This is a genomic window from Aromatoleum diolicum, assembly GCF_012910955.1.
Classification (GTDB): Bacteria; Pseudomonadota; Gammaproteobacteria; order Burkholderiales; family Rhodocyclaceae; genus Aromatoleum; species Aromatoleum diolicum.
The window spans coordinates 1-25,871 of the sequence record NZ_WTVQ01000041.1 but is presented as its reverse complement, the minus strand read 5'-3'; the positions used below and the strand labels follow the sequence as shown (position 1 = coordinate 25,871).

General features: G+C 62.2%; 24 protein-coding genes. 16 read left to right on the top strand and 8 right to left on the bottom strand.

Annotated features, from left to right (window positions below; genetic code table 11):
- Positions 1 to 135: 135 nt before the first annotated feature.
- Positions 136 to 735, top strand: a complete 600-nt coding sequence (locus GPA25_RS18880) for a peroxiredoxin (RefSeq protein ID WP_169261953.1) — start codon at positions 136 to 138, stop codon at positions 733 to 735.
- Positions 736 to 790: 55 nt separating this feature from the next.
- On the opposite strand, the gene dnaE is transcribed toward GPA25_RS18880, so the two are convergent.
- The 5 genes from dnaE to GPA25_RS18860 form a co-directional block, all read right to left on the bottom strand.
- Positions 791 to 4,285: a DNA polymerase III subunit alpha gene (gene dnaE, locus GPA25_RS18875; protein ID WP_169261952.1), complete on the bottom strand. Its 3,495-nt coding sequence runs from the start codon at positions 4,283 to 4,285 to the stop codon at positions 791 to 793.
- Between the two features lie 54 nt (positions 4,286 to 4,339).
- The gene (locus GPA25_RS18870; protein WP_246265860.1) at positions 4,340 to 4,720 is read right to left on the bottom strand and encodes a hypothetical protein; all 381 of its coding nucleotides are present in this window, start codon (positions 4,718 to 4,720) and stop codon (positions 4,340 to 4,342) included.
- 34 nt (positions 4,721 to 4,754) lie between these two features.
- Complete coding sequence (locus tag GPA25_RS18865; protein ID WP_169261951.1) at positions 4,755 to 5,729, bottom strand: quinone oxidoreductase family protein; 975 nt, start codon at positions 5,727 to 5,729, stop codon at positions 4,755 to 4,757.
- Positions 5,730 to 5,814: 85 nt separating this feature from the next.
- Positions 5,815 to 5,946, bottom strand: coding sequence for a hypothetical protein (locus tag GPA25_RS24230; RefSeq protein WP_281357736.1), 132 nt, complete (start codon positions 5,944 to 5,946; stop codon positions 5,815 to 5,817).
- Between the two features lie 8 nt (positions 5,947 to 5,954).
- Complete coding sequence (locus GPA25_RS18860; RefSeq protein ID WP_169261950.1) at positions 5,955 to 8,258, bottom strand: NADP-dependent malic enzyme; 2,304 nt, start codon at positions 8,256 to 8,258, stop codon at positions 5,955 to 5,957.
- A 386-nt stretch (positions 8,259 to 8,644) separates the two neighbouring features.
- On the opposite strand from GPA25_RS18860, the gene GPA25_RS18855 reads away from it, so the two are divergent.
- The gene (locus tag GPA25_RS18855; RefSeq protein ID WP_169261949.1) at positions 8,645 to 9,424 is read left to right on the top strand and encodes a ParA family protein; all 780 of its coding nucleotides are present in this window, start codon (positions 8,645 to 8,647) and stop codon (positions 9,422 to 9,424) included.
- Between the two features lie 27 nt (positions 9,425 to 9,451).
- Here the strand turns inward: GPA25_RS18855 and GPA25_RS18850 are convergent, their stop codons facing one another.
- The gene (locus GPA25_RS18850; RefSeq protein WP_169261948.1) at positions 9,452 to 11,671 is read right to left on the bottom strand and encodes a UvrD-helicase domain-containing protein; all 2,220 of its coding nucleotides are present in this window, start codon (positions 11,669 to 11,671) and stop codon (positions 9,452 to 9,454) included.
- Between the two features lie 338 nt (positions 11,672 to 12,009).
- Between GPA25_RS18850 and GPA25_RS18845 the strand changes: the two genes are divergently transcribed.
- The 10 genes from GPA25_RS18845 (at position 12,010) to GPA25_RS18800 (ending at position 21,367) form a co-directional block, all read left to right on the top strand.
- Positions 12,010 to 12,336, top strand: coding sequence for a hypothetical protein (locus GPA25_RS18845; RefSeq protein ID WP_169261947.1), 327 nt, complete (start codon positions 12,010 to 12,012; stop codon positions 12,334 to 12,336).
- A 202-nt stretch (positions 12,337 to 12,538) separates the two neighbouring features.
- Positions 12,539 to 15,160, top strand: a complete 2,622-nt coding sequence (gene leuS / locus GPA25_RS18840; protein ID WP_169261946.1) for a leucine--tRNA ligase — start codon at positions 12,539 to 12,541, stop codon at positions 15,158 to 15,160.
- Between the two features lie 12 nt (positions 15,161 to 15,172).
- Positions 15,173 to 15,682 (top strand): LPS-assembly lipoprotein LptE, encoded by a 510-nt coding sequence (locus GPA25_RS18835; protein WP_169261945.1) that lies wholly within the window; start codon positions 15,173 to 15,175, stop codon positions 15,680 to 15,682.
- Entirely contained in the window at positions 15,679 to 16,686 is a 1,008-nt protein-coding gene (gene holA, locus GPA25_RS18830) for a DNA polymerase III subunit delta (protein ID WP_169261944.1), read from the top strand. Before GPA25_RS18835 ends, holA begins: the two co-directional genes overlap by 4 nt.
- Before the next feature lie 117 nt (positions 16,687 to 16,803).
- The gene (locus GPA25_RS18825) at positions 16,804 to 18,081 is read left to right on the top strand and encodes a glutamate-5-semialdehyde dehydrogenase (RefSeq protein ID WP_169261943.1); all 1,278 of its coding nucleotides are present in this window, start codon (positions 16,804 to 16,806) and stop codon (positions 18,079 to 18,081) included.
- Positions 18,082 to 18,151: 70 nt separating this feature from the next.
- Complete coding sequence (locus GPA25_RS18820) at positions 18,152 to 18,796, top strand: chalcone isomerase family protein (RefSeq protein ID WP_343035005.1); 645 nt, start codon at positions 18,152 to 18,154, stop codon at positions 18,794 to 18,796.
- A gap of 76 nt (positions 18,797 to 18,872) precedes the next feature.
- Complete coding sequence (locus GPA25_RS18815; protein ID WP_169261942.1) at positions 18,873 to 19,367, top strand: methylated-DNA--[protein]-cysteine S-methyltransferase; 495 nt, start codon at positions 18,873 to 18,875, stop codon at positions 19,365 to 19,367.
- A complete protein-coding gene (gene xerD, locus GPA25_RS18810; RefSeq protein ID WP_169261941.1) occupies positions 19,364 to 20,281 on the top strand; it encodes a site-specific tyrosine recombinase XerD in 918 nt (305 codons plus the stop codon). Before GPA25_RS18815 ends, xerD begins: the two co-directional genes overlap by 4 nt.
- Positions 20,282 to 20,335: 54 nt before the next feature.
- Positions 20,336 to 20,824, top strand: coding sequence for a Cys-tRNA(Pro) deacylase (gene ybaK, locus GPA25_RS18805; protein ID WP_169261940.1), 489 nt, complete (start codon positions 20,336 to 20,338; stop codon positions 20,822 to 20,824).
- Positions 20,825 to 20,998: 174 nt separating this feature from the next.
- A complete protein-coding gene (locus GPA25_RS18800) occupies positions 20,999 to 21,367 on the top strand; it encodes an H-NS histone family protein (protein ID WP_169261939.1) in 369 nt (122 codons plus the stop codon).
- Between the two features lie 46 nt (positions 21,368 to 21,413).
- On the opposite strand, the gene GPA25_RS18795 is transcribed toward GPA25_RS18800, so the two are convergent.
- Entirely contained in the window at positions 21,414 to 21,791 is a 378-nt protein-coding gene (locus GPA25_RS18795; RefSeq protein ID WP_169261938.1) for a dihydroneopterin aldolase, read from the bottom strand.
- Positions 21,792 to 21,832: 41 nt separating this feature from the next.
- Between GPA25_RS18795 and plsY the strand changes: the two genes are divergently transcribed.
- A complete protein-coding gene (plsY, locus tag GPA25_RS18790; RefSeq protein ID WP_169261937.1) occupies positions 21,833 to 22,426 on the top strand; it encodes a glycerol-3-phosphate 1-O-acyltransferase PlsY in 594 nt (197 codons plus the stop codon).
- Positions 22,427 to 22,527: 101 nt separating this feature from the next.
- Here the strand turns inward: plsY and tsaD are convergent, their stop codons facing one another.
- Positions 22,528 to 23,568 carry a tRNA (adenosine(37)-N6)-threonylcarbamoyltransferase complex transferase subunit TsaD gene (gene tsaD, locus GPA25_RS18785; RefSeq protein WP_169261936.1) on the bottom strand — a complete coding sequence of 347 codons (1,041 nt, stop codon included), beginning with the start codon at positions 23,566 to 23,568 and terminating at the stop codon, positions 22,528 to 22,530.
- Between the two features lie 147 nt (positions 23,569 to 23,715).
- Here tsaD and rpsU point away from each other — a divergent pair, with 147 nt between their 5' ends.
- The 3 genes from rpsU to dnaG all read left to right on the top strand — a co-directional run.
- The gene (gene rpsU, locus GPA25_RS18780; protein WP_011238288.1) at positions 23,716 to 23,928 is read left to right on the top strand and encodes a 30S ribosomal protein S21; all 213 of its coding nucleotides are present in this window, start codon (positions 23,716 to 23,718) and stop codon (positions 23,926 to 23,928) included.
- Positions 23,929 to 24,023: 95 nt separating this feature from the next.
- Positions 24,024 to 24,470, top strand: coding sequence for a GatB/YqeY domain-containing protein (locus GPA25_RS18775; protein WP_169261935.1), 447 nt, complete (start codon positions 24,024 to 24,026; stop codon positions 24,468 to 24,470).
- Between the two features lie 37 nt (positions 24,471 to 24,507).
- Positions 24,508 to 25,871: DNA primase (gene dnaG, locus GPA25_RS18770; protein ID WP_169261934.1), on the top strand; the 1,364-nt coding region annotated here is incomplete at its 3' end.

Here is a 25,871-nt window from a genome sequence, read left to right as displayed (position 1 = left end):
TAGAAAAGGGCGTCAATTCCGGATCCCGGAACGATAGCAAATTACTATCTCGCAATATTGAAAAGGCAATTTGCGGTTTATGGTGGGCGGCAACATAATCATCGTGTCATTCAACCCACTCAGGAGATTTCGAACATGGCAGTTCTCGTCGGCAAGAAGGCCCCCGATTTCACCGCGACCGCAGTCCTCGGCAACAACGAAATCAAGGACATCACTTTCTCGGACGCCACCAAGGGCAAGTACGCCGTGGTGTTCTTCTATCCGCTGGATTTCACCTTTGTCTGCCCGTCCGAACTGATCGCCTTCGATCATCGTCTGGAAGAGTTCAAGAAGCGCAACGTCGAGGTGCTAGGTGTTTCGATCGACAGCCAGTTCAGCCATCTGGCATGGAAAAACACCCCGGTCAACAAGGGCGGCATCGGTCAAGTTCAGTACACACTGGTCGCCGACATCAAGCACGAAATCTGCCGTGCGTACGACGTTGAAGCCGAAGGCGGGGTGGCTTTCCGCGGCTCCTTCCTGATCGACAAGAACGGCGTGGTGCGTCACCAGGTGGTGAACGACCTGCCGCTGGGCCGCAACATCGACGAGATGATCCGCATGGTCGACGCGCTGCAATTCACCGAAGAGCACGGCGAGGTTTGCCCGGCTGGCTGGAACAAGGGCAAGGCCGGCATGAAGGCCAGCACCAACGGCGTCGCCGAATACCTGGCCGAGCACGCAGAAGCGCTCTGATCAGCATCCATCGCAGTAGGAAGGCCGCATCCTCCCGGGCGCGGCCTTTTTTTCGTCAGTTCGGATAAAGTACTTCGACCGCCTCGGGCGGCAGCCACTCGCGCAGACTATCGAGCAGCGCATCGTCGAGACGGACGCGCCAACCTTCGCCGAAGGGCAGATCGGCCTCGGCCCGTTCATTGCGGTAACGCATCCGGATCGGACACACGCCATCACGGAAGGGAGCAAGCAGCGTCTGGAGCTTGTCGGCGGCAGCTACTGCACCGCCGGCCCGCTTTACCTCACCATTGACGGTAAGTTGCAGCGCGCGGGCAAAGCGCGAACGCGCCTCGCCGAGGGTCATCAGCTTGTCGGCGACGATGCGCAGGCCACCGGTGAAGTCGTCGTTGCTGACTTTGCCTTCGACCACCAGCACCTCGTCGGTGACGATCTTGCCGCGTTGCGAATCGAAAAGCTCCGAGAACACCGAAACTTCGCGCACCTGGCTGCCGTCATCGAGCACGACAAAAGCCATCTTGCCGCGCCCGGTCATCTTGGTGCGCACGTCCATCACGACGCCGGCCAACATCAGCAGATCGCGCGACGGTTCAAGTTCCGCAAGGGGGCGTCGGACAAAGCGCCGCACCTCCCTACGGAAACTGTTGAACGGATGGCCGGAGAGGAAGAAACCGATTGCAAGCTTTTCCTCCTTGAGACGCTCACGCTCGGTCCACGGCCGAGCAGCGACGTACTCGGGCGCAGCGCCGGCAGCTTCCGGCACGAGATCGAAGAGCCCACCCTGCATTGCATTCGCCGCCGCCTGCTCGGCAGCTTCTATCGCGAGGCTCACCGTGGCAAGCAGGCGCGCACGATCCGCCGTCCCACTTGGCTCGATCAGATCAAAGGCGCCTGCGCGGATCAGCGCCTCGATAACACGGCGATTGACCATGCGGCGGTCGACGCGCGCGCAGAAGTCGAATAAGTCCTTGAACGGTCCACCCGACTCGCGCGCGGCGAGAATTGCACGTACCGCGGGCTCGCCAGCGCCCTTCACCGCACCGAGGCCGTAACGGATCGTCTTGCGATCCGTCGGCACGAAGCGGAAGTCGGACGCATTGACGTCCGGCGGCAGAACTGTCAGCCCGTTGGCGAGCGTGTCCTCGAAGAAAATCTTGATCGTATCGGTGTTGTCCAGATCCGCCGACATCGTCGCGGCCATGAAGGCCGCGCAGTGGTGAGCCTTCAGCCACGCGGTGTGGTACGTGACGACTGCATAGGCCGCGGTGTGCGACTTGTTGAAGCCGTACTCCGCAAACTTCGTCATCAGGTCGAAGAGCTGTTCGGCGAGCGCGGGGTCGTAACCCTTCTGTTTGGCACCGGCGGCGATCGTCTCGCGGTGCAGCGCCATTTCCTCGGCTTTCTTCTTGCCCATCGCACGACGCAGCATGTCGGCGCCACCGAGCGTATAGCCGCCGATGATCTGCGAGATCTGCATCACCTGCTCCTGATACACGATCACGCCATAGGTCGGCTCGAGGCAGGGCTTCAGGTCCGGATGGAAATAGTCGATTTCCTGCTGTCCCTTCTTGCGCAGGATGAAGTCGTCCACCATCCCCGAGCCGAGCGGACCGGGGCGATACAGCGCGAGCACCGCGATGATGTCCTCGAAGCGGTCGGGGGCGAGCTTTTTCAGCAGCTTCTTCATCCCCTCCGATTCGACCTGGAAGATCGCGGTGGTGTTCGCATCCTTGAGTATCTGGTAGGCGGCGGGATCGGTGAAGGGCAGCGCGGCGAGATCGGGCTTTACGCCGGTAAGGCGTTCAACGTACTCGACCGCGAGCTCGATGATCGTCAGGTTGCGCAGACCGAGGAAGTCGAACTTCACCAGGCCGACCGCCTCGACGTCGTCTTTGTCGAACTGCGAAACCGGCGTCGCATCCTCGCCGTCGGCGATGTACAACGGGCAAAAATCCGTGAGCTTGCCCGGCGCGATCAGCACGCCCCCTGCGTGCATGCCGACGTTGCGCGAGAGGCCTTCGAGCGGTTCGGCCAGCCCCCAGAGCTCCTGGATGGACTCACCGTCATTGCCGTCCTTCATCATCTCGCCGATCTGTGCCTCCATCTCGTAGGCTTTGGCGAGCGACACCGGCTTCGCGCCCTCGATCGGGATCAGCTTGGAGAGACGATCGCACAGACCGTAGGGCAGATCGAGCACGCGACCGACGTCGCGCACGACGGCCTTCGACGCCATCGTGCCGAAAGTGGCGATCTGCGAGACGGCCTCCTTGCCGTAACGCTCGCGCACGTATTCGATAACGCGATAACGGTTGTCCTGGCAGAAGTCGATATCGAAGTCGGGCATCGACACCCGCTCGGGGTTCAGGAAGCGCTCGAATAGCAGCGCATAGGCGAGCGGATCGAGGTCGGTGATGCGCAGGCTGTAGGCCACCAGCGAACCCGCACCAGAGCCGCGCCCGGGGCCGACCGGCACACCATTGTGCTTGGCCCAGTTGATGAAGTCGGCCACGATCAGGAAATAGCCGGGGAAACCCATCTGGATGATGGTGTCGGTCTCGAACTTCAGCCGCGTCTCGTAGGTCGGACGTTGGCGCTCCCGCTCGGCTTCGTCGGGATAGAGCTCCTTCAGGCGCAGCTCGAGTCCGGACTTTGCTTCGGCAACCAGGAAATCATCGAGCGTCATGCCTTCCGGCGTCGGAAACTGCGGCAGGAAGTTCTTGCCCAGTTGCACCGTCAGAGAACAGCGGCGCGCAATTTCGACCGAGTTCTCTAGCGCTTCCGGAATGTCGGCGAACAGCGCGCACATCTCGTCCTGGCTCTTGAGATACTGCTCCGCGGTGAAATCCTGGGGACGACGCTTGTCCGCCAGCACATAGCCTTGGGCGATGCACACGCGCGCCTCATGGGCCTTGAAATCCTCCGGCTTGAGGAACTGCACCGGATGGGTGGCGACAACAGGCAGACCCAGTTTGCCGGCAAGCAGCACCGCCTGGCGGATGTAGGCCTCGGTGCCCGCGTGACCAGCGCGCTGCAACTCGATGTAAAAGCTCCCGGGGAACAATGTCGCCCATTCCGTCGCCAGACGCTCGGCCTGGTCGGAATTGCCATTGATCAATGCCTGGCCGACATCTCCGCGCATCGCCCCGGACAGGCACAACAGATCCGACGCGGCGCCGTCGGAGAACCACTGCTGACGCATTTCTGCACGGCTGCGAAACTTGTTTTCCAGATACGCACGGGTCAGCAGTTCGCACAGCTGGCCGTAGCCCTTACGATTCTTGCAGATCAAAAGGACACGAAACGGCTTGTCGCGGTCGGTGTCGTTGGTGATCCACGCATCCACGCCAACAACGGGTTTGATGCCCTTGCCGCGCGCGCCCTTGTAGAACTTGACCATCCCGAACAGGTTGGCCAGGTCGGAAATGCCAAGCGCCGGCATGCCGTCGGCGGCTGCACGGGCGATCGCCTGATCGACCTGGACGATGCCGTCGGAGATCGAGTATTCGGAATGCAGGCGGAGGTGGATGAAGCGGGGTTCGTGTGGAGCAGTCATGGGCCGAATTTTACCCGATGGCCCGCCCTGCCAAACCGCGTTTTCGGATTCTCGTCAGTGTTGCGCTGCGGCGGCCTCGCGCGCCTTCGCCAGCGACAGCTTGCGCGCCTGATCGGCATCGAGAATCGCAGCCTGCTGCTCTGCCGACAACGGTGCGCCGAGATCGACCTCCAGCGCGGAAATAAGACGGGACGCGGCGGAAGTGATGCGGCGTTCGTCCGGCATCGCCTTGCGCACGCGGGCGGGGCTCGTACCGGTGATGCGCGCCACCTCCGACACGAAATGATCCTCGATGCGCCGACTTGCCGCCGCGACAAAAGCGGCCTGGGCGGGGTTCATCGAGGGCTGAGCAGCCGTCTGCGCAATAACCGGGGGTGCCGGCGGAATCGCCAACAACCACACCAGCAGGATCAGCGCACGTCGCAACACAGTCATCCTTTGCCCCATTTTTCGCCCCAATCCTTGCTCGTCAGGGCAACAGAATCGTCGACCCGGTCGTGCGGCGCGCTTCCAGATCACGATGCGCCTGTGCCGCATCCTTGAGCGCGTAACGCTGATTGATCTCGATCTTTACCTTGCCCGATCCGACGATATCGAAGAGTTCAGCTGCCATCGCCACGAGATCCTCGCGTTTCGCGATGTAGGTCGCGATCCCCGGACGGGTTACGTACAGCGACCCCTTCGCCGCAAGCAGCCCGAGATCGAAAGGCGGCACCGGCCCGGACGCCGCGCCGAACAACACCATCATGCCGAGCGGTCGCAGGCAGTCCAGCGAATTCATGAAGGTGTCCTTGCCGATGGAATCGTACACCACCGGGACACCCTCGCCGGCGGTAATCTGCTTGACCCTTTCGACAAAATTTTCCCGCGTATACACGATCGGATGATCGCAACCGTGAACGCGCGCGAGTGCGGCCTTTTCATCCGAGCCGACCGTTCCGATCACCGTCGCACCAAGCGCCTTGGCCCACTGGCAAGCAATCAGACCAACTCCGCCGGCGGCAGCATGAATCAGGATGGTGTCGCCTGCCTGCACACGATAGGTCCGCCGCAGCAGGTACTGTGCGGTCAGACCCTGCAGCATCATCGCCGCCCCCTGCTCGAACGAGATCGCCTCGGGCAGCGTCACCAGGCGATGCGCCGGGATGTTGCGCACCTCGGCGTACGCGCCGAGCGGCCCACCGGCGTACGCTACGCGATCGCCGGGTGCCACATTCGTAACGCCCTCACCCACCGCGACCACCACCCCGGCGCCCTCAAGACCGAGACCCGACGGCAGCGGCACCGGGTAAAGGCCACTGCGGTGGTATGTATCGATGTAATTAAGGCCGACCGCGTGATGACGAACCTGAGCGTCTCCAACTCCCGGCGCGGCAAGCTCAACCGATTCCCATTGCAGTACGTCGGGGCTGCCGGTCTGATGAAAGCGAATCGCCTGGGGCATGTTTAGCTCCTGATGGAAGACCTTTTCCGACCGATTGTAATCCTTGTTAACGCCGGAAGAGCCAGATCGGCAGACTCATCAACCCCTATAGCGGCAGGCCGACGGCAAGAAGTGCGACACCGAGCACGATCAGCACGCGCGGCATGATTACACCATCAACGACGATCCGGAGAACGCACGAGCCGCCGACCCGCGCAATGGAATCGGCGGCCCGCATCAGGCGACTCAGGCGCCCGCCGCCGTCTGCATACGCTGCTCGTAGGCATCCACCACCGATACCGCGGTAATATTCACCAGACGGCGCACGGTCGCCGACGGTGTCAGGATATGCACCGGCAAGCTTGCGCCAAGCAGCATTGGTCCGATCGAGACCCCGTCGCTGTTTGCCATCTTCATCATGTTGAACGAGATGTTTGCCGCATCGAGGTTCGGCATCACCATCAGATTGGCCTCCCCGATCAAGGTCGATTCGGGATTGACCTTGGCACGGATTTCCGGCGACAACGCCGAGTCACCATGCATTTCACCATCGCACTCGAGCCCCGGCGCGATGCTGCGCAGGATCCCGGCCGCTTCGCGCATCTTGCGCGCAGAGGCGGAGCGCGAGCTGCCGAAGTTCGAATGCGACAGCAACGCGACGCGCGGTTCGATACCGAAACGACGCAGCTCCTCGGAGGCCATGCGGGCGATTTCCGCCACTTCCTCGGCGTTGGGGTTTTCATTCACGTACGGATCGGTGATCGCCAAGGTGCGCTTGGGTAGCAACAACAAGCTCATCGCGGCAAACAGCTTGGCGCCCTTCTTCAGCCCGATGACCTTCTCGACCTGATCGAAATGGTAATCGTAGGTGCCGAAGGTGCCGCACACCAGCGCATCGGCATCGCCACGGCGCAACAGCATGCAGCCGATGAGCGTGGTGTCGCGACGCATCTTGGCCTTGGCGATGTCCGGGGTCACGCCGTCGCGACACATCATGCGATGGTATTCCTGCCACAGCTCGCGATAACGCGGATCAGACTCGGGGTTCACGATATCGAAGTCGCGGCCCGGCACCAGATTCAGGCCGATCTTCTGGATGCGCATCTCGATCACGCTGGGACGACCGATGAGGATCGGGCGTGCCAGATTCTCGTCGATGACCACTCGTGCCGCGTGCAGCACGCGCTCGTCCTCACCTTCGGCATACAGCACGCGCTTGGCTTCAGCCGGCACGCGCTTGGCGGCCGAGAACACCGGCTTCATGACGATACCGGACTGGTACACGAAATCCGACAGACTTGCGGCGTATGCGACCAGATCCGCGATCGGGGTGGTCGCCACACCGGACTCCATCGCAGCTTTCGCGACTGCCGGGGCGATCCGGACAATCAGGCGCGGATCGAAAGGCTTGGGGATGATGTATTCGGGGCCAAAGCGCAGGTCTGCGCCGCCGTAGGCCGACGCAACGACGTCGCTCTGTTCGGCCTGGGCCAGTTCCGCAATCGCCTTCACGCAGGCGAGCTTCATCTCCTCGTTGATCGTCGTCGCGCCGGCATCGAGTGCGCCACGGAAAATGAACGGGAAGCACAGGACGTTATTCACCTGGTTGGCGTAATCCGAACGGCCGGTGGCGATGATGCAGTCCGGACGCACCCGCTTGGCGTCCTCCGGCAGGATTTCCGGATTCGGATTGGCCAGCGCAAAGATCAGCGGCTTGTCGGCCATCTTCGCGACCATCTCGGGCTTGAGCACACCCGCGGTCGACAGGCCAAGGAACACATCGGCACCTTCCATCACTTCGGCCAACGTGCGCGCATCCGTCTTCTGCGCGTAGCGCGCCTTGTTGGCCTCCATGTTGTCCTCGCGGCCAACGTAGATCACACCCTTGGAATCGCAGACGAACACGTTCTCGCGATTCAGGCCGAGGCCGACCATCAGGTCGAGGCAGGCGATCGCCGCCGCACCGGCGCCGGAACACACCAGCTTCACCTTGCCGATGTCCTTGCCGACCACCTTGAGGCCGTTGATCAGACCAGCGGACGAAATGATCGCAGTGCCATGCTGGTCGTCATGGAAGACCGGGATCTTCATGCGCTCGCGCAGCTTCTTCTCGATGTAGAAGCATTCGGGCGCCTTGATGTCCTCGAGATTGATACCACCGAGCGTGGGCTCCATCGCGGCGATGATGTCGATCAGCTTGTCGGGGTCGTTCTCCGCCAGTTCGATGTCGAACACGTCGATATTGGCGAATTTCTTGAACAGGCAACCCTTGCCTTCCATGACCGGCTTGGATGCGAGCGGGCCGATGTTACCCAGGCCTAGCACCGCCGTTCCGTTCGTGACGACCGCGACGAGATTGCCGCGCGACGTGTATTCCCGCGCGGTAGCAGGGTCTGCGACGATCGCGTCGCAGGCGGCGGCAACACCGGGCGAATACGCCAGGGCAAGATCGCGTTGATTCGTCAGACTCTTGGTCGGAACGACCGAAATTTTGCCGCGCGTCGGCGAACGGTGATAGTCAAGCGCCGCCTTGATGAAATCCTGATCCATTGTTCTCCCTCTCCGGGTGGGTGATTGTTGTCCGAGGTTGTCTGAGTTGTGCGAAGAAGGACTCTACGCCCGCACCAGCGTCTCGCCAATTGCGAACAACCGCAGCCGCTCGGCATATCCCTGCCGGAACCCGACACAACGGGCGCTGCGCTGCGGATCTCGGGTCGCAGGACCCGAATGACTGCGGCTTCGGGAGATGAGCCGCTTGCGTCACCTTTGACGAGGGGCAAGTTTAGCGCAGGCGACCAGCGTTGGGCAGAGGCAAATCAGGGTAAACCCCAGTGCAAGCAGACGGAGGACCAAATTGCTAGCACAGCGTCTCGCTGATGCGTGCTTGTCGACAATTTTTGGCACAATCTCACCGCACTCTATAGAGGAAAGCAAAGATGCGACGCGTGGTGTTCAATCAGAAGGGCGGTGTCGGCAAGTCAACGATTACGTGCAACCTGGCGGCGATCAGCGCTCACCAGGGCAAACGAACGCTGGTGGTGGACCTCGACCCGCAAGGCAATTCGACGCAATACCTGCTGGGACAGGCGGGCGAAGCGTTCGACACCACGCTGGCGGACTTTTTCGACCAGACGCTCAATTTCAAGCTCAATCCGAAGAAAACCGGCGAATTTGTCGTCGCCAGCCCGTTTGACGGGCTGGACGTGATGCCCTCGCACCCGGCGCTGGAAGACCTGCAAAGCAAGCTCGAATCCCGTTACAAGATCTACAAGCTGCGCGACGCGCTCAATGAACTGGCCGACGACTACGATGTGGTTTATATCGACACTCCCCCGGCACTCAACTTCTATACCCGCTCCGCGCTGATCGCCGCAGACAGCTGCCTGATTCCGTTCGACTGCGACGAATTCTCGCGTCGCGCGCTGTATTCGTTGATGGAAAACGTGCAGGAAATCCAGGCGGATCACAACCGCGAACTGAGGGTGGAAGGCATCGTCGTCAACCAGTTCCAGGCCCGCGCGGGCCTGCCGCAAAAAGTGGTACAGGAGCTCATCAACGAAGGCCTGCCGGTGCTCGCGCCCTACCTGTCAGCCTCGATCAAGATCAAGGAATCGCACGAACAATCGAAACCGATGATCCACCTGGACCCGAAGCACAAGCTCGCGCTGGAATTCGTCGCACTGCACGACACGCTCGCGCGCGCCTACGGCGCCTGAGCACGCCCGGGCAAGGTGCCCCTGAATTCAAGCCGGATCAAGCTTGGCGATTGCCAGCATCAACCACTTCACCCCGGCCACGCCGAAATTGATCTGGACGCGCGCATCGGCCCCATTCCCCTCAGCCGATACGATCACCCCCTGCCCGAACTTCGCATGCTTTACCAACTGCCCCACCCGCAAACCGCCGAAATCCTGGCTGCGCGATGAGGGCTGCGGCGCTTTCGCGGCAAAACCGCTACGCGGCGGCTCCATCCGCTGCCCAAAACCGCTGCGTGCGCCCATCCCGCGGGGGCTGGGCGGCGACAGCCATTTCGTAAGCCCCTGCGGGATTTCCTCGAGAAAGCGCGATCGCAAGTTGTAGCGGGTCTGACCGTGCAGCATCCGGCTCTGGGCAAAGCTCAGATAAAGCCGCTGACGCGCACGCGTGACCGCGACATACATCAGGCGCCGCTCCTCCTCCAGCCCCTCGGTTTCAAGCGCGCTGTTTTCGTGCGGAAATAGCCCCTCCTCCAGCCCGGACAGGAACACCACATCGAACTCAAGCCCTTTCGACGCGTGCACGGTCATTAGCTGCACCGCGTCGCTGCCGGCATCGGCCTGATGCTCGCCCGCTTCCAGCGAGGCATGGGCAAGGAAGTCCGCAAGCAGCGAGTGCGGCTGCGCGAGCGCTTCGGCATCCGCTCCCGCTTCACCGAGAAAATTCGCCGCGGCGTTGATAATCTCGTCGAGGTTCTCGAGCCGCTCCTGACCTTCCTTCTCGCTGCGATAGAAATCGCGCAGACCACTGGCGTCGAGCACGTGGTCGACCAACTCGGGCAGCGGCAAGCGCGTGGTATCGCGTCGCAGATCCTCGACCAGGCGCACGAACTGCGCCAGGACCGTGCCGGGCTTGCCGGCCAAGTGCGGCACCGTCGCGTACAGGCTGGTATTCCAGGTACGTGCAGCGTCCTGCAGAGCCTCCAGAGACCGCGCACCGATGCCGCGCGTCGGGAAATTCACCACACGACTGAACGCGGTATCGTCGTCGGCATTGGCGATCAGGCGCAAATACGCGAGCGCGTGCTTGATCTCCTGACGCTCGAAAAAGCGCAGACCGCCATACACGCGATATGCGATACCGGCCGAAAAAAGCTGGTGTTCGAGCACGCGCGACTGCGCGTTGGAACGGTACAGCAGCGCGACATCCGAACGACTCATGCCGTCGCGCACCAGCGACTGGATCTCCTCGACAATCCAGCGGGCCTCATCAATGTCCGCAAAGGCCTCGAACACCCGGATCGGTTCGCCGGCACCACGTTCGGTCCACAAATTCTTGCCGAGACGGCCGGTGTTGTGGCGGATGATCGCATTGGCGGCGTCGAGGATGTTGCCGTGCGAACGGTAGTTCTGTTCAAGCCGGATCACATTCGCGACGCGGAACTCACGTTCGAAGTCGCGCATATTGCCGACCTCGGCACCGCGGAAACGGTAGATCGACTGATCGTCGTCACCGACGCAGAACAGGCACGCGCCCCCTTCCTGCCCACCGTCGGCAAGCAGCTTCAGCCAGCGGTATTGCAGGCGGTTGGTATCCTGGAATTCGTCCACCAGGATGTGCCGGAAGCGCCGCTGGTAATGGCGCCGGATCGGCTCGTTGCGCTCAAGCAACTCATAGGTGCGTAAAAGCAACTCCGCAAAATCCACAACAGACTCGCGCTGGCACTGTGTCTCATACTCCGTGAAAAGTTCGACCCTGCGACGGGTGTAATCGTCCCAGGCCTCGACCGCGTGCGGGCGCAGACCGGCTTCCTTCTGTGCATTGATGAAGTGCTGCAGCTCGCGCGGAGGAAACTTTTCATCATCGACGTTGAGCGCCTTCAGCAGACGTTTGATGGCGGCGAGTTGATCCGCGGAATCGAGGATCTGGAACAGCTGCGGCAGCCCGGCATCGCGATGGTGGGCACGCAGCAGCCGGTTGCACAGGCCGTGGAAAGTACCGATCCACATGCCGCGCGACGATTGATTGAAGCTTAACGGCAACATCCCCGAAAGGCGCGCGAGCAGCTCCTTCGCAGCCTTGTTGGTGAAAGTGACGGCAAGCACGCCCTGCGGATCGACTTGGCCGGTCTGCACCAGCCAGGCGATGCGGGTAGTCAGGACACGGGTCTTGCCCGAGCCGGCGCCGGCCAGAATCAGTGCGTGCTGCGGCGGCAGGGTGACGGCCTGGAGTTGTTCCGGGTTGAGATTGGCAAGCAAATCGGACATGCGTTTTTCCTGGTTAGGGGGCAATTTTAACCGGGCGGGACCGGAACTCCCGCATTGCGAACACCAGCGCCATGCGTAACGACTCGCAATGCCACCCTGCGCAACAGATGTTGCGGCGCCGCAACATGACGCTTGAAGTTGTCTGACGAGTAGACTATTTTGGAATTGTGCAAAGCAGCATTCGTTTGAGGAAAATCAAGGAAACTCTCCTTGAAATCCATGAAACTTAGCGTTTTATGACTTGCTGCACTGCATTAATCGCGCCTTAAGCACGGCGGGCTCATGAGGCCACCGCGGCGCAAGCAAAGGCCAACCGTGGCCAACAGGAGAACCAGATCATGAAGACCCCCAAGCTGCTGCCCTGGTATGCCCGCAAGGCCGGCGTATCCATTGAACGCGCCACCGTGCTGTGGCACAAGGCTGTTCGCGAGGCGACCGCTCAAACCGGCTGGGTGGGCAATGCCGAATACTGGGGCGAAGCCATGAACAGTTTCCTGCGCCTGCTCGGTGATGAGCGCGACAGCTTCTGCTCGCCGCGCGTCACGCCGTTTGTGCGTACGCAGAACCGCATCTGGCGCCTCCCGCTGACGGCGATGGAAGACGTGTTCTCCGCCTTTTCCGCCAACTGGCAACGCCATTCTGGAACGCCACGCCGGGTCGCCTGAGCGCACTGAATTCCACGCGGCAGCGATCGCGACACCCTCTTCCTCCCTCTCCTTCATGGAGATTCAGCATCCGGCGCCGTCCGGGTGCTTTTTTTTTGCTCACAAAGCATCATTGCTCCGCGCAAACTATGCCTCCGCACGAGGTCACCGGGCTTCGCGATATACTTGCGTGTTTTCCACGCCTTGATTCCAGCCCCCGCCCATGCAGGACAAATACACCCCCGCCACGGTTGAAGCCGCCGCCCAGCAGCACTGGGAGAGCACCCAGGCGTTTCATGTCACCGAAGACGCCAGCAAGCCCAAGTACTACTGCCTGAGCATGTTCCCGTACCCCTCGGGCAAGCTGCACATGGGTCACGTGCGCAACTACACCATCGGCGACGTGCTCGCACGCTACCACCGCATGCGCGGCTTCAACGTCCTGCAGCCGATGGGGTGGGATGCCTTCGGCATGCCGGCGGAAAATGCCGCGATCCAGAACAACGTGCCGCCGGCGAAGTGGACCTACGCCAACATCGAATACATGAAGGGCCAGCTGAAGCGGCTGGGTTTCGCCATCGACTGGTCGCGCGAACTGGCCACCTGCAAGCCCGACTACTACCGTTGGGAGCAATGGCTATTTACCCGGCTGTATCAGAAGGGGCTGATCTACAAGAAACTCGGCACGGTGAACTGGGATCCGATCGATGAGACGGTGCTCGCCAACGAGCAGGTCATCGACGGCCGCGGCTGGCGCAGTGGCGCGCTGGTGGAAAAGCGTGAAATCCCGATGTACTACATGAAGATCACCGCCTACGCGGATGAGCTTCTCGAAGCGCTCGACAAGCTGCCGGGCTGGCCCGAACAGGTCAAGCTGATGCAGAAGAACTGGATCGGCCGCTCCGAAGGTGTCGAGGTGCACTTCCCCTACGACCTGTCGACGATCGGCAGTTCCGGTGTGCTGAAAGTGTTTACGACCCGCGCCGACACGCTGATGGGTGCAACCTACGTAGCCGTCGCCGCCGAACACCCGCTGGCGCTCCAGGCGGCCGCAAACAACCCTGAACTCGCTGCATTCGTCGAGGAGTGCCGCCACGGCGGCGTTGCCGAAGCCGATCTGGCGACGATGGAAAAGAAGGGCATGCCGACCGGCCTGCGTGTCGTCCATCCGATCACAGGTGAATACCTCGCCGTGTGGGTCGCCAACTACGTGCTGATGGGCTACGGGGAAGGTGCCGTGATGGCGGTACCGGCCCACGACGAGCGCGACTTTGCCTTTGCAACGAAATATCACCTGCCGATCCAGATGGTGGTGCGCTCGACGCGCGACGCTTACGTCGACACCGTTGCGCCGTGGCAGGACGCCTATGCCGAGCAGGGCCGACTGGTCAATTCCGGAAGATACGACGGGCTGCATTTCCAGGATGCCGTCGATGCAATCGCCAGCGACCTCGTCGCGAAGGGTCTGGGCGCCAAGCGCACGCAGTACCGTCTGCGCGACTGGGGCATCTCGCGCCAACGCTACTGGGGCTGCCCGATCCCGATGATCCACTGCGACGACTGTGGCGACGTGCCGGTGCCGGACGAGCAGTTGCCCGTGGTCCTGCCTGAGAACGTCGAAGTCACCGGTCGCGGCTCGCCCTTGGCGAAGATGCCGGATTTCTACCAGTGCAGCTGCCCCAATTGCGGCAAACCGGCCCGGCGCGAAACCGACACAATGGACACCTTCGTCGAGTCGTCGTGGTACTTCCTGCGCTACGCCTCCACCGACAACAACCAGGCAATGGTGGATGCGCGCGTCAACTATTGGGCGCCGGTCGACCAGTACATTGGCGGCATCGAACACGCGATCCTGCACCTGCTGTATTCACGCTTCTTCACCCGCGCCATGCGCGACGAGGGGCTGGTGAACGTGTCCGAGCCATTTACGAACCTGCTGACGCAAGGCATGGTCGTCGCCGAGACGTATTACCGGGAGATCGCAGGCGGCAAGAAGCAGTGGATCAACCCGGCCGAGGTTCAGGTCGAGCGCGACGAGAAAGGCCGTATCGTGTCGGCGAAACTCACCGCCGACGGCGCGCCAGTGGTGATCGGCGGCATCGAGAAGATGGCCAAGTCGAAGAACAACGGCGTCGACCCGCAGGCGCTGGTCGACCAGTACGGCGCCGACACGGCACGCCTGTTCATCATCTTCGCCGCGCCGCCCGACCAGCAACTCGAATGGTCGGATTCCGGCGTCGAAGGGGCGTACCGTTTCCTGCGCCGGGTGTGGGGCTTCGGCCACAACTTTGCGACCGAATTTCGTCCGCAGCTGCCGGCCAAGCGTCAGCTGGCGTCCGGTCAATTGCCGGAAGCACTCGCCGCCGTGCGGCGCGAGATTCATAACTGCCTCAAGCAGGCGAATTACGATTTCGGCAAGCACCAGTTCAACACGGTTGTCTCGGCCGCGATGAAGACGCTGAATGCACTCGAAAAGGCGCCGCGCGACAATGCCGCCGCGCACGCCGAACTCGCCGAGGAAGGCTTTTCGATCCTGCTGCGTCTGCTCGCACCGATCACACCGCACATCGCCCAGGCCCTTTGGCAGGACTGCGGCTTTGCCGGAGATCTACTCCAGGCGAGTTGGCCGGAGCCGTCCGAGGCTGCGCTCAAACAGGACGAAATCGATCTCGTGCTGCAGGTCAACGGCAAGCTGCGCGGCAGCGTGAAGGTCGCTGCGGGGGCAAGTACGTCGAACATCGAAGCCCTCGCGCTGGCATCCGAAGCCGCTCAGAGGTTCATGGAAGGCAAACCGCCGCGCAAGGTTGTCGTGGTGCCGGGCCGACTCGTCAATATCGTGGTCTGAGGACACAAGCGGATGACTCCTTCACGATCCCGCCGCAGCCTGGTTCTCGCCCTCGGTGCCTTGGCAGCGGCCGGGCCGCTGGCCGGTTGCGGGTTCAAGCTGCGAGGTCCGCGTCCGCTTGCGTTTTCAAGCATCTTCATCGGCATCGGCGCGCAGACCGAACTCGGCGCTGCATTGCGCCGCCGCGTGCGTACCAGCGGCACCACCGAGATCGTCGATGACGCAGCCAAGGCCGAGGTACGACTCGAAATCCTGCGCAACCAGCCGGAGCGCGAAATTCTCACCCTGACCGGCGCCGGCAAGGTGCGCGAGTACGAGTTGCGGCACGTCATTACTTTCCGGCTGATCGACCGCGCAGGCACTGAGCGCATTCGACCCACCAGCATCTCTGCGAAACGCGAATACACCTACGACGACTCCCTGGTGTTGGCGAAAGAACAGGAAGAAGCCCTGCTGTATCGCGACATGCAGGGCGATCTGGTGGAACAGCTGATGCGCCGCCTGGCCGCCGTCAAACCGTGAATCTGCGACCCGACCAGCTACCCGCCCTCCTCGAAAAACCGCTCGCCCCGCTCTACCTCCTGCACGGCAACGAACCCCTGCTGGTGCTCGAAGCGGCCGATCTGGTGCGCGCCGCCGCGCGCCGCCAAGGTTTTGAGGAACGGGAAACGCTGGTCGTCGGACAAGGCTTCCGCTGGGACAGCCTGAACGCCGCGGCGGGCAATTTTTCGCTGTTCGGCGGCTCGAAGCTGATCGATCTGCGCATCCCCAATGGCAAGCCCGGACGCGAGGGCGGCGATGCACTGCAACGGCATGCGCGCAATATCGGTAATGGCATCGTTACGCTGATCACCCTGCCTGAACTCGACTGGGCTACGCGCAAGACGGCATGGCTCACCGCCCTGAGCGAGGCCGGCATCGCCGTCGAACTGAACGCCCCCGAACGCGAGCGCCTGCCGGACTGGATCGCCGGCCGCCTGGCACGACAGCAGCAATCGGCCGTACCGGAAGCCCTGAGCTTCATCGCAGATCACGTAGAGGGCAACCTCCTCGCCGCCCATCAGGAAATCCTCAAGCTCGGCCTGCTCCACGGCGAGGGCAGGCTGAGTCTCGAAAACGTCCAGGACGCCGTCCTCAATGTCGCCCGCTACGACATCGACAAGTTGCGTCAGGCGCTGCTCGAAGGCGACCCTGTGCGCTGCACGCGCCTGCTCGAAGGCCTGCAGGACGAAGGTGCCGCCGCACCGCTGGTCCTCTGGGCTCTCGCGAACGAAATCCGTACCCTGGCGGCACTGAGCACGGGTCTCGCCTCGGGCCAGCAACTCGCCGGCCTGCTGAAGGCTGAGCGAGTATTCGACGAACGTCGCCGTCAAGCGATCCAGCGCGCGCTGCCACGCCTGCAGGCTGCTGCTCTCCGTGCAGCACTGCTGCATGCGGCGAAAATCGATCGCATCATCAAGGGCCTCGCACCTGGGGACGTCTGGGACGAGTTCCTGCAACTCGTATTGCGCCTCGTCCGTCGCTGAACACAGCCGGGCTGCCCCTCTGGGCGGCCGACGATTCGTCGCCGGCAGGCACGATACTGGCCGCACGGGGCCAATCGGTGTTTTAATTGTTTTTTGCACGGCAACACCGAGATCCCGATGGACATTCACGAATATATGCAGACTCTGGGCCGCCAGGCACGTGCCGCCTCTCGTCAGCTTGCCGCGGCCTCGACCGCCGACAAGAACGCAGCACTTCTGGCGATGGCCGCCGCAGTCCGCGATCGCCGCGAGGAGCTTCTCGCTGCAAATGGACGCGACCTTGAGGAAGCCCGTGCCGCCGGGCTGGACGCGGCGATGATCGACCGGCTGACGCTCAACGCAAAGGGCATCGAAGCGATGGCCGAAGGACTGGAGCAGGTTGCGGCCCTGCCCGACCCGGTCGGCGAGATCACCGACGTCAAGCGCCGCCCCTCGGGCATCCAGGTCGGCAAGATGCGGGTACCGCTGGGCGTCATCGGGATCATCTACGAAGCCCGTCCGAACGTCACCGCAGATGCCGCTGCGCTGTGCCTGAAATCCGGCAATGCGGCGATCCTGCGGGGCGGCAGGGAAGCCCTGCACTGCAACCAGGCGATCGCCGCGTGCGTGCGCGCGGGGCTGACAGTTGCTGGCCTGCCTGAAGCGGCAGTCCAGGTAGTGGAAACGACCGACCGCGCCGCCGTCGGTGAGCTCATCACGATGCCGGAGTTCGTCGACGTGATCGTTCCGCGTGGCGGGAAGGGCCTGATCGAACGCATCTCGCGCGAAGCACGGGTACCGGTCATCAAGCACCTCGACGGCAATTGCCACGTCTATATCGATACCGACGCGGACCCGGCCAAGGTCGTGCCGATCGTCGAAAACTCGAAAACGCAGCGTTACGGCACCTGCAATACCGCCGAATCCCTGCTCATCGACCGTGCAGTCGCTGCCCGCTTCCTGCCCGAGATCGGACGCATGCTCGCCGGAAAGGGTGTGGAGATGCGAGGCTGTACCGAATCGCTGGCAATCCTGCGCGAGGCCGCCATCGCCGATGCCCAACTCGCGGCCGCAACCGAGCAGGACTGGCACGAAGAGTACCTGGCCCCAATCATTGCAGTGAAGGTGATCGCAGACCTTGACGAAGCGATTGCGCACATCAACATGTACAGCTCGGGGCATACCGAAGCAATCGTTACAGAGAACTACACGCGTGCAATGCGTTTCCTGCGCGAGGTGGATTCCGCGTCGGTCATGGTCAATGCCTCGACGCGCTTTGCGGACGGTTTTGAGTACGGTCTGGGAGCCGAGATCGGCATCTCTACGGACAAGATCCACGCCCGCGGCCCCGTCGGGCTCGAAGGCCTCACCAGCCAGAAATGGATCGTGTTCGGCAACGGCGAAACCCGCCGCTAGGCACCGACGACACATCGCGCGTTCCGACCGATGGTTTGCCACCAGCGCGCATGAAACACTGAAAACGCCCGTGCCATCACGGGCGTTCGCCTTTGTCAAACTGGAAATCAAAGAGGAGACAACTTTCATGCCCCGTCGATCGCTGCTTGCCGGCGCCATGCTGACCCTCGCCGCGACCGCAAGCATTGCCACTGCCGCCGTTGACGTTGCCGGTGTCTCCTTTGAGGACAGCAGCAACGTTGCTGCGCAGTCGCTCACTCTTAACGGCGCGGGGGTACGCACCAGGATCATGTTCAAAGTGTATGCGATGGGTCTGTACCTACCGCAGCGGACGGACACGCCTACTGCGATCCAGAACCTGCCCGGAAGCAAACGCATTCGCATCGTCACACTGCGCGACCTCGGCACCGACCAGTTCATTGACGCCCTGATCGAAGGCCTGAAGAAAAATCATCCACCGGAGGCCTTGGCGTCCATCCAGCCGTCGATCGATGCCTTCCGCAACGCCATGCTCACACTCAAGGAGGCTCCGAAGGGCACCGAAGTCCTGATCGACTGGATCCCCGGCGGCGGCACCCGCCTGACGGTCGGTGGAACACGCCGCGGCGACGACATCCCCGATGAACGCTTCTATGCGGCCCTGCTGCGCATCTGGTTGGGCGAGCAGCCCGCCGACAACGATCTCAAAAAACGCCTTCTGGGAAGTGCCACGTGACACCGCAGCACAGTCCCCTCCCCCCGACTCGCCGCAGGCTCGCCATTCGGCCCTGCACCTTGTGCTGACCGACTCCATGCCCGCCCGCGACATCGCAAAATCCCCCGGCGCATTTTCCGCGATCCTGGCGGCTCCGTTTGGCGGCTTTGGCATCCGCGCCGATGACACCCAGATCCGTGAGCTGGTCTTTCTGCCTCCCGGCATGCCCACTCGCCCCCCGGACAGTAAGCTCGCAGAGCACGCAGTCGCCCAGATCACGAGCTGGCTCGACGACCCCGATCGCCCCTTCGACCTGCCCCTCGCCGAACGCGGCACGCCCTACCAGCGCCGCGTCTGGGCCGCCATCACCAATATCCCGCGCGGCGAGTGGCGACGCTACGGCAGTCTTGCTGACGAACTGAACAGTGCTGCGCGCGCCGTCGGGCAAGCCTGCGGCGCCAATCCGTTTCCGCTCATCGTTCCTTGCCATCGAGTCGTTGCCAAAAGCGGTCTCGGCGGCTTCGCCGGCGCGACCGGCGGCTATCTGCTCGACGCGAAACGCTGGCTGCTCGACTTCGAGGCCCGCCGGTGAGCGCAATCGCAGCACAACTCAGCGCCGATACGCTTGCGGAACTCGACGCTTTCAACGATGCGATGTGGCTCGAACATGGACTGTCGCGCAATACCCTTGCCGCGTACCGCAGCGATCTCGCGCTGTTTGCGCACTGGGCGTGCAAACGCGGCGGACACCTGAGTCAGGCTAGCGGCGCCGACCTCGCAGCCTATCTCGCGGAATTCAGCCGGAACGCGAAGCCAGCCAGCCAACGCCGCCTGCTGTCGGCGTGGCGCCGTTATTACCGTCACCTGCTGGCGCGCGGCGGCATCGCAGAGGACCCGACTGCCCTGCTCGACCCGCCCATGCGTGCTGAACGCTTCCCCAAGACCCTCTCCGAGACTCAGGTCGAAGCCCTGCTTGTGGCGCCCGATGCCGATACGCCCCTCGGGCTGCGCGATCGCAGCATGCTCGAAGTGCTGTACGCCACCGGACTGCGCGTATCGGAGCTTGTAGGATTGAAGGTTTTTTCCACCAGCCTGATCGACGGTCTGGTACGCGTCATGGGCAAGGGCAGCAAAGAGAGACTCGTCCCGCTCGGCGAGGAAGCCATTCATTGGCTGCAGCGTTATCTTCGCGAATCGCGCGCGCAGCTGCTGGCCGGGAAAACCTGCGACGACATATTTGTCAGCCAACGTGGCGCAGGCATGACGCGCCAGATGTTCTGGCGCATCGTCAAACAATATGCCACGACCGCAGGCATTCCCCGCGAACGCATTTCGCCCCATACCCTGCGCCACGCATTTGCCACGCACCTGCTCAACCATGGCGCCGACCTGCGCGTTGTGCAAATGCTGCTGGGTCATGCGGATATATCCACCACCCAAATCTATACTCACGTCGCCCGCGAACGACTCAAGACCCTGCACGCAAAACACCACCCGCGCGGTTGAGCAGGCGCTGCGACATGATCGGTCCACGCAACACAGCTATTCCGGAGCATAAGCATGAGCAAGCCAGAGCACCACGCGCCTGAAACGCCAGCAACGCGTTTCCTAAAGCAGCACCATGTCGCCTATTCGACCCATCTATATGAATATGAACCGCATGGTGGCACCAAGGTATCGTCGCGCGAATTGAATGTCGCGGAACACGCGGTGGTCAAAACACTGGTCATGGAAGACGAGAATGCCGATCCATTGATCGTGCTCATGCACGGAGATCGCAAGGTATCCACAAAGGAACTCGCGCGCCAGATCGGGCGAAAACGCATCGAGGCCTGCACGCCGGAAGTGGCAAACCGCCATTCCGGCTACCTGGTTGGCGGCACTTCGCCATTCGGCCTGCGCAAACAGCTCCCGGTATACATGGAAAAGACAATTCTTGACCTGCCGCTCGTCTATATCAATGGCGGACGCCGCGGATTCCTACTCGGATTGCATCCTCACGACATTATCCGGATATTGCAGCCGCAGCTCGTCAACGCGGCGCTCTAGCGTTTCGAAACAGTTTCTGAATTTCCATTTTAATTCTCCACGGGATTCTAATTATCGGAATTTGCTGGCAGAATGCCCGCAGCCAATCACTTTTGATCTCAAGCGTTTGAATCGCGACGCCATCCGTGATTGACCCGCACCACACAATAAGACAATCGATAACTGGAGAATAAAATGGAACTGGCCAAGCTATCGCTGACCGAATTGCGCCGCCTGCAATCCAAAGTTGAAACAGAAATCCGCCGCCGAAGCGACACCACCCGTCGCGACCTGTTGAAGAAAATGCAGAAAATGGCCGCCGACCAAGGCATGTCGCTGAGCGACCTGTTGCCGAGCGCCGCTGTCGCCGAAGAGAAAAGCGCCCCGGCCAAACGGAAGAGCAAAGCCGCCGGCAAGAAAACCGGTCCGGTTCCGGTGAAATATCGTCACCCGGAAAATCCGGCCATCGGCTGGAGCGGACGCGGCAGAAAACCCCAGTGGGTGGTCGACTGGCTTGCACAGAACAAGCCTCTCGTGGAACTCGAAGTCAGCGCCGGCAAATGATCTGAATCCGGTTCCGGGCGCGATGCGCCCGGAATGCATCGGAAAATCAGATCGAGGTCGGGGGAAGGGAAACCCCCTCCCTGCCGCGCTGGATGTACACCCCTACCCGGCGCACGCCTTTCATTACGCCGATCTTGGCAATTCGGATCTTCACCCACGGAGCGCCGAATTCGTCGAACAACAGATGCACCACGAATTCGCCGAGCGTCTCGATCAGATTGAAATGGCGTTCCGCCAATTCCTTGCGAATCCGTTCGATCACTTCCGCGTAGTTGATGGTGTCCGCGATGTCGTCATGCTCCGCGGCGGAATCCGGCACGCCAAAGGTCAGGTTCAGCTCAACCGTCTGAGGCGCGGCTTTTTCGCGCGGATAGATGCCGATCCAAGCCTGCACCCGCAATTCCTCGATGAAAATGAAATCCATGGCGGTTCCCGATTAGAATCGCGGCAATTCTAGGTGAAAACATGACTCTTCTGCCTTTATTGCTTGCCGCCTACCTGCTTGGTTCGATCCCCTTCGCAATTGTCTCCAGCCGCCTGTTCGGCCTCGCCGACCCGCGCAAGTACGGCTCCGGCAACCCTGGTGCAACCAATGTCCTGCGCAGCGGCAATAAGGCCGCCGCCCTGCTGACTCTGATCGGCGATTGCGCCAAAGGCTGGCTCGCGGTGTGGGCCTCTGCGCGACTCGGCTTCGACGCGACCGACGCGGCGCTTGCCGGATTGGCGGCATTCCTCGGCCACGTCTTCAGCATCTTTCTGCGCTTCAATGGCGGCAAAGGTGTTGCCACCGCCCTTGGCGTGCTTGCCGGCATCAATGGCTGGGTCGCGCTCAGCGCATTGCTCGTGTGGCTCGCCGTCGCCTTCACGACCCGCTACTCCTCCGCTGCCGCACTCAGTGCTGCAATCGTCACACCGGCCGCCGGATTTCTTCTGCTCGGGGCACAACCCGCCGTTGCGGTCCTTGCGCTAATTGCAGCGCTCCTAATCTGGCGTCACGCCTCGAATATTCGCAAGCTGCTGAATGGCACGGAAGGCAAGATCGGCGGAAGCAAGGCCTGATCGCCACGATGGCGCCGGTCTCGCAGTTCGAATGACGCTGCAATGAGGCGCTGCGAAACGAAGGGCACGAGGCACTCCGTCGCCCCCTACCCCGAATCTCGCTACGCCTCATTGATTGCATCACCGGGTGCTCTCAAACCCGCCAGCGGCCAGCGGGGGTACACCCGCACCGCATGCCCTTCGGTGGCAATCTGCCCCGCCGCCAGACGCCGAGCCCCCGCGAAGGCGATCATCGCTCCGTTATCCGTGCATAGCTCGGGCTCCGGGTAGTACACTCGCCAACCCTTGTGCCGCGCAGCCGAGTTTAGGCGTTCGCGTAGGTGGTGGTTAGCCCCCACCCCGCCGGCCACAACCAGCCGTGACAGCCCGGTCTGCTCAAGCGCCTTCAACGCCTTCGCGCACAACACGTCCACCACCGCATCCTGAAAATCCGCCGCCAGATCGGCTGTATCCTCGGGACGCCAGTCCGGCCCAGAGACGACATTCAGCACCGCTGTCTTGAGCCCGCTAAAGCTGAAATCAAGATCACCCGAACGCAACATCGGGCGCGGCAAACGGAAGCGCCCGCCACGCCCCGCCTCGGCGAGTTTCGCGAGTTGCGGGCCGCCCGGATAACCCAGCCCGATCAACTTTGCCGTCTTGTCGAAAGCTTCACCGGCCGCATCGTCGAGCGACTCGCCAAGCAAGGCATATTCGCCAACGCCCGTCACCTGCATAAGCTGCGTATGCCCACCCGAAACGAGCAGCGCGACAAACGGAAACGCGGGAGGATCCGCCGCCAGCAGCGGCGATAACAGATGCCCCTCCAGATGATGGATGGGCAACACCGGCACGCCAAGCGCCAAGCCGAGAGACTCCGCGTAGCTCGCGCCGACAAGCAGGGCACCGGCAAGACCAGGCCCGGCCGTATAGGCGACCGCATCGACTTGCGACAGCTCACAGGATGCCGCGGCAAGCGTCTGTTTCACCAGAACCGGCAGGCGCCGGATGTGATCGCGCGACGCCAACTCCGGCACCACGCCGCCATACGCGGCATGCAGGTCGATCTGCGAATGCACGCAATGGCCGAGCAGCCCCGCATCGGTGTCGAACACCGCCACACCCGTTTCGTCGCAGGACGTCTCGATTCCCAGCACTTTCATGATTCGTAATCCATGGCCTCGACCCATCGAACAAGCCCACATTCTAACGACCCGCATCGCAGGAAGCTAAGTTTGTACTTGGCTTGTCGGAATTGAGTCGTTATAATTCGCGTTTTTCCGCCCACAAGACACACAAGGAAGTTCGCAATGCCGGGTATTCGCGTCAAGGAAAACGAGCCGTTTGAAGTTGCCATCCGCCGCTTCAAGCGCACCATCGAAAAAACCGGTTTGCTGACCGAGCTTCGCGCCCGCGAATTCTACGAAAAGCCTACCGCGGAACGTAAGCGCAAGTCGGCTGCGGCCGTCAAGCGCAACCACAAGCGCCTGCGCAGCCAGACCCTGCCGCCAAAGCTGTACTGACCCCTCGGGGATTCAGCCAGTCGGCCACCACGCCGGGCGCGAATCAAACGATTCGCGCCCGGCGTGGCTTTTGCATTTTCGATTCGGAGTCAGCCATGTCCCTCAAGCAACGCATCCAGGACGACATGAAGGCCGCGCTGCGTGCCAGGGACAGCGCACGACTGTCTGCCGTGCGCCTGCTTGTCGCGGCAATTAAGCAGCGTGAGATCGATGATCGAATTGAGCTGGATGACGCGGGGGTCATGGCTACCGTCGAAAAACTGGTCAAGCAGCGTCGCGACGCTGCGACCCAGTACGACGCAGCCAACCGCCCGGAACTTGCCGCCGGTGAGCGCTTCGAGATCGAAGTACTGTCTGCCTATCTTCCTGCGCAACTGTCCGACGACGAACTGAATGCTGAAATTAACGCGGCGATCGGCGAGTGCGGGGCAACCGGCGCTGCCGACATGGGCCGCGTGATGACTCTGCTGAAAGCCCGGTTGGCCGGGCGCGCCGATATGGCCGAAGCCTCGCGCCGAGTGCGCACAAAGCTTTCCAGCTGATGGCCTGTCGCCCTCAGGGGCAGGCAGCGACCGGGTCATGATTCCGCAGTCGTTCATCCAGGACCTTCTCGCCCGAGTCGACATCGTCGACGTCATTGAGCGCCACCTGCCCCTGAAAAAGGGCGGAGCGAATTATTTCGCCTGCTGTCCCTTCCACGGAGAGAAGTCCGCGTCGTTCTCGGTCAGCCCGACCAAACAGTTCTACCATTGCTTCGGCTGCGGCGCCCATGGCAGCGCCATCAGTTTCCTGATGGAATACAGCGGACTGCCGTTTGTCGAGGCAGTCAAAGAACTGGCCGGGCACGCCGGCCTGCAGGTACCACAGGAATCAAACCCCAGCTTCCGCAGCGACACCGCCCCGGCAAACGACGCACTCGTCGACGCCATGACCACGGCCGCGCGCTTCTACCGCGAACAGCTCAAGGGCTCCCCGGACGCGATTGACTACCTAAAGCGGCGCGGATTAAGCGGCGAAATCGCCGCTCGCTTCGGCATAGGTTACGCGCCGGAAGACTGGCAGGCGCTGCGCAACACTTTTCCGAGTTACGACGCGAAAGCCCTGCTCGAAGCCGGACTGGTCATCGAGAACGACACCGGACGACGCTATGACCGCTTCCGCAACCGCATCATGTTTCCGATCCAGGACCGGCGCGGGCGCATCATCGCATTTGGCGGACGCGTGCTCGATGGCGGCGAACCCAAGTACCTGAACTCACCGGAAACGCCCCTCTTCGAGAAAGGACGCGAGCTTTACGGCCTACCCCAGGCACAGAAGGCCATCCGCGACGCCGGCTACGCGATCGTGGTGGAAGGCTACATGGACGTCGTCGCGCTCGCCCAGTTCGGCGTCGGCAACGCGGTAGCCACGCTCGGCACCGCCACCACGCCGCACCACATCAATACGCTACTACGCCAATCACAACGCATCGTATTCTGTTTCGACGGAGACAACGCCGGGCGCAAGGCCGCCCGTCGGGCTCTCGAATCGGCACTGGAAGCTCTGCGTGACGACGTCACCCTAGCCTTCCTGTTCCTGCCCGAACAACACGATCCGGACTCCTTCGTCCGCGCCCACGGCGCCGCCGCATTCAGCCAAGCTGCCGCGACGGCGACGCCACTTGCAAGTTTTCTGCTCAACGAACTGCGCGCAAGCTGCCCGCCGGACACTGCGGAAGGACGAGCCCGCCTAGTACATGAAGCCAAACCACTGGTGACGCGCATCGCCGCGCCGATGCTGCGACTGCAAATCGTCAAGGCCATCGCCGAAGCAGCCGAATTCAGTCAATCCGAGGTCGAATCCGCCTTCGGACTGAAACCTGCGGCGCGCACCTGGCCACAACGCGACACCGAGGCGAACTTCCGGTCAGCCTCGAGTTCCCCCAACGCCCCCCGCAGCAACAC

Excerpts from the sequence above, each read along its gene's own strand:
- GPA25_RS18870 (WP_246265860.1), bottom strand. The coding sequence starts at position 4,720 with ATGACTGTGTTGCGACGTGCGCTGATCCTGCTGGTGTGGTTGTTGGCG.
- dnaE (WP_169261952.1), bottom strand. The coding sequence starts at position 4,285 with ATGACTGCTCCACACGAACCCCGCTTCATCCACCTCCGCCTGCATTCC.
- GPA25_RS18795 (WP_169261938.1), bottom strand. The coding sequence starts at position 21,791 with ATGGATTTCATTTTCATCGAGGAATTGCGGGTGCAGGCTTGGATCGGC.
- tsaD (WP_169261936.1), bottom strand. The coding sequence starts at position 23,568 with ATGAAAGTGCTGGGAATCGAGACGTCCTGCGACGAAACGGGTGTGGCG.
- leuS (WP_169261946.1), top strand. The coding sequence starts at position 12,539 with ATGCAGGACAAATACACCCCCGCCACGGTTGAAGCCGCCGCCCAGCAG.
- GPA25_RS18850 (WP_169261948.1), bottom strand. The coding sequence starts at position 11,671 with ATGTCCGATTTGCTTGCCAATCTCAACCCGGAACAACTCCAGGCCGTC.
- GPA25_RS18815 (WP_169261942.1), top strand. The coding sequence starts at position 18,873 with ATGCCCGCCCGCGACATCGCAAAATCCCCCGGCGCATTTTCCGCGATC.
- GPA25_RS18865 (WP_169261951.1), bottom strand. The coding sequence starts at position 5,729 with ATGCCCCAGGCGATTCGCTTTCATCAGACCGGCAGCCCCGACGTACTG.
- GPA25_RS18855 (WP_169261949.1), top strand. The coding sequence starts at position 8,645 with ATGCGACGCGTGGTGTTCAATCAGAAGGGCGGTGTCGGCAAGTCAACG.
- GPA25_RS18825 (WP_169261943.1), top strand. The coding sequence starts at position 16,804 with ATGGACATTCACGAATATATGCAGACTCTGGGCCGCCAGGCACGTGCC.
- ybaK (WP_169261940.1), top strand. The coding sequence starts at position 20,336 with ATGAGCAAGCCAGAGCACCACGCGCCTGAAACGCCAGCAACGCGTTTC.
- GPA25_RS24230 (WP_281357736.1), bottom strand. The coding sequence starts at position 5,946 with ATGCGGGCCGCCGATTCCATTGCGCGGGTCGGCGGCTCGTGCGTTCTC.
- plsY (WP_169261937.1), top strand. The coding sequence starts at position 21,833 with ATGACTCTTCTGCCTTTATTGCTTGCCGCCTACCTGCTTGGTTCGATC.
- rpsU (WP_011238288.1), top strand. The coding sequence starts at position 23,716 with ATGCCGGGTATTCGCGTCAAGGAAAACGAGCCGTTTGAAGTTGCCATC.
- GPA25_RS18800 (WP_169261939.1), top strand. The coding sequence starts at position 20,999 with ATGGAACTGGCCAAGCTATCGCTGACCGAATTGCGCCGCCTGCAATCC.
- GPA25_RS18860 (WP_169261950.1), bottom strand. The coding sequence starts at position 8,258 with ATGGATCAGGATTTCATCAAGGCGGCGCTTGACTATCACCGTTCGCCG.
- GPA25_RS18835 (WP_169261945.1), top strand. The coding sequence starts at position 15,173 with ATGACTCCTTCACGATCCCGCCGCAGCCTGGTTCTCGCCCTCGGTGCC.
- GPA25_RS18845 (WP_169261947.1), top strand. The coding sequence starts at position 12,010 with ATGAAGACCCCCAAGCTGCTGCCCTGGTATGCCCGCAAGGCCGGCGTA.
- GPA25_RS18880 (WP_169261953.1), top strand. The coding sequence starts at position 136 with ATGGCAGTTCTCGTCGGCAAGAAGGCCCCCGATTTCACCGCGACCGCA.
- GPA25_RS18775 (WP_169261935.1), top strand. The coding sequence starts at position 24,024 with ATGTCCCTCAAGCAACGCATCCAGGACGACATGAAGGCCGCGCTGCGT.